Annotated in this window: 1 rRNA gene; it reads right to left on the bottom strand. The window is 52.7% G+C overall.

The window, feature by feature from the left end:
• Positions 1–76: 76 nt before the first annotated feature.
• Positions 77–2758 (bottom strand): 23S ribosomal RNA (locus BO74_RS20810); the annotation flags it as partial.

Here is a 2758-nt window from a genome sequence, read left to right as displayed (position 1 = left end):
GACCGGGGTCATGCGCAAAATGGGAAGAAGGTTTGGTTCGTTGTAATTGCAGCGTCTGAGTTGCGCTTAAGGTTATAGGATCAAGCCGCACGGGCAATTAGTACTGGTTAGCTTAACGCATTACTGCGCTTCCACACCCAGCCTATCAACGTCGTGGTCTTCGACGACCCTTCAGGGAGCTCGAGGCTCCAGGGAAATCTTATCTTGAGGCGAGTTTCACGCTTAGATGCTTTCAGCGTTTATCTCTTCCATTCATAGCTACCCGGCGATACGACTGGCGTCATAACCGGTACACCAGAGGAATGTCCACTCCGGTCCTCTCGTACTAGGAGCAGGTCCCCTCAAATTTCCAGCGCCCACGGCAGATAGGGACCAAACTGTCTCACGACGTTTTAAACCCAGCTCACGTACCACTTTAAATGGCGAACAGCCATACCCTTGGGACCGGCTACAGCCCCAGGATGTGATGAGCCGACATCGAGGTGCCAAACACCGCCGTCGATATGAACTCTTGGGCGGTATCAGCCTGTTATCCCCAGAGTACCTTTTATCCGTTGAGCGATGGCCCTTCCATACAGAACCACCGGATCACTATGACCTACTTTCGTACCTGCTCGTCTTGTGGGACTCGCAGTCAAGCACGCTTATGCCATTGCACTATTAGCACGATGTCCGACCGTACCTAGCGTACCTTCGTACTCCTCCGTTACACTTTGGGAGGAGACCGCCCCAGTCAAACTGCCTACCATGCACGGTCCCAGACCTGGATTCACAGGCCATGGTTAGAACCTCAAACAAATCAGGGTGGTATTTCAAGGTCGGCTCCATGAGAACTAGCGTCCTCACTTCAAAGCCTCCCACCTATCCTACACAGACCGGTTCAAAGTCCAATGCAAAGCTACAGTAAAGGTTCATGGGGTCTTTCCGTCTAGCCGCGGGGAGATTGCATCTTCACAAACATTTCAACTTCGCTGAGTCTCAGGAGGAGACAGTGTGGCCATCGTTACGCCATTCGTGCAGGTCGGAACTTACCCGACAAGGAATTTCGCTACCTTAGGACCGTTATAGTTACGGCCGCCGTTTACCGGGGCTTCGATCAAGAGCTTGCACCCCATCACTTAACCTTCCGGCACCGGGCAGGCGTCACACCCTATACGTCCACTTTCGTGTTTGCAGAGTGCTGTGTTTTTATTAAACAGTCGCAGCCACCATTTCACTGCAACCCCATCGGCCTTCGAGAGTAAATCTCTACAACCTACCGGGGCGCACCTTTTCCCGAAGTTACGGTGCTAATTTGCCGAGTTCCTTCTCCTGAGTTCTCTCAAGCGCCTTAGAATTCTCATCCTGCCCACCTGTGTCGGTTTGCGGTACGGTCTCTCTGTAACTGAAGCTTAGAGGCTTTTCTTGGAAGCAGGGTATCAATCACTTCGCGGTCAAAGACCACTCGTTATCACGCCTCAGGATTGACCTTCCGGATTTGCCTGGAAGATCTCCCTACACGCTTGAACCGGGACGTCCAACACCCGGCTGACCTAACCTTCTCCGTCCCCCCATCGCATTACAAAGAGGTACTGGAATATTAACCAGTTTCCCATCGACTACGCTTTTCAGCCTCGCCTTAGGGGCCGACTCACCCTGCGCCGATGAACGTTGCGCAGGAAACCTTGGGCTTTCGGCGAGCGGGCTTTTCACCCGCTTTATCGCTACTCATGTCAGCATTCGCACTTCTGATACCTCCAGCAGCCTTTACAAGCCACCTTCAACGGCCTACAGAACGCTCTCCTACCATATGTACTAAGTACATATCCGCGATTTCGGTGCATAGTTTGAGCCCCGTTACATCTTCCGCGCAGGACGACTCGACCAGTGAGCTATTACGCTTTCTTTAAAGGATGGCTGCTTCTAAGCCAACCTCCTGGCTGTCTGAGCCTTCCCACCTCGTTTCCCACTTAACTATGTCTTGGGGACCTTAATCGGCGGTCTGGGTTGTTTCCCTCTCGACACCGGACGTTAGCACCCGATGTCTGTCTCCCACGCTCGCACTCTTCGGTATTCGGAGTTTGCATAGGTTTGGTAAGTCGCGATGACCCCCTAGCCTAAACAGTGCTCTACCCCCAAAGGTGATACGTGAGGCACTACCTAAATAGTTTTCGGAGAGAACCAGCTATCTCCGGATTTGTTTAGCCTTTCACCCCTATCCACAGCTCATCCCCTAACTTTTCAACGTTAGTGGGTTCGGACCTCCAGTGCGTGTTACCGCACCTTCATCCTGGCCATGGATAGATCATCCGGTTTCGGGTCTACGCCCAGCAACTAATCGCCCTTATCAGACTCGGTTTCCCTACGCCTCCCCTATTCGGTTAAGCTCGCTACTGAACGTAAGTCGCTGACCCATTATACAAAAGGTACGCAGTCACCCCTTGCGAGGCTCCCACTGTTTGTATGCATGCGGTTTCAGGATCTATTTCACTCCCCTCCCGGGGTTCTTTTCGCCTTTCCCTCACGGTACTGGTTCACTATCGGTCGATTACGAGTATTTAGCCTTGGAGGATGGTCCCCCCATGTTCAGACAGGGTTTCACGTGCCCCGCCCTACTTGTCGCAAGCTTAGTACCACGGATTGGTTTTCGCGTACGGGGCTATCACCCACTACGGCGCCACTTTCCAGAGGCTTCCGCTAACGAATCCGCTATCACTTGCAGGCTGCTCCCATTTCGCTCGCCACTACTTTGGGAATCTCGGTTGATTTCTTTTCCTCG

The organism is Propionivibrio pelophilus DSM 12018 (assembly GCF_059569095.1).
This window is presented reverse-complemented; position numbering and strand designations above follow the sequence as displayed.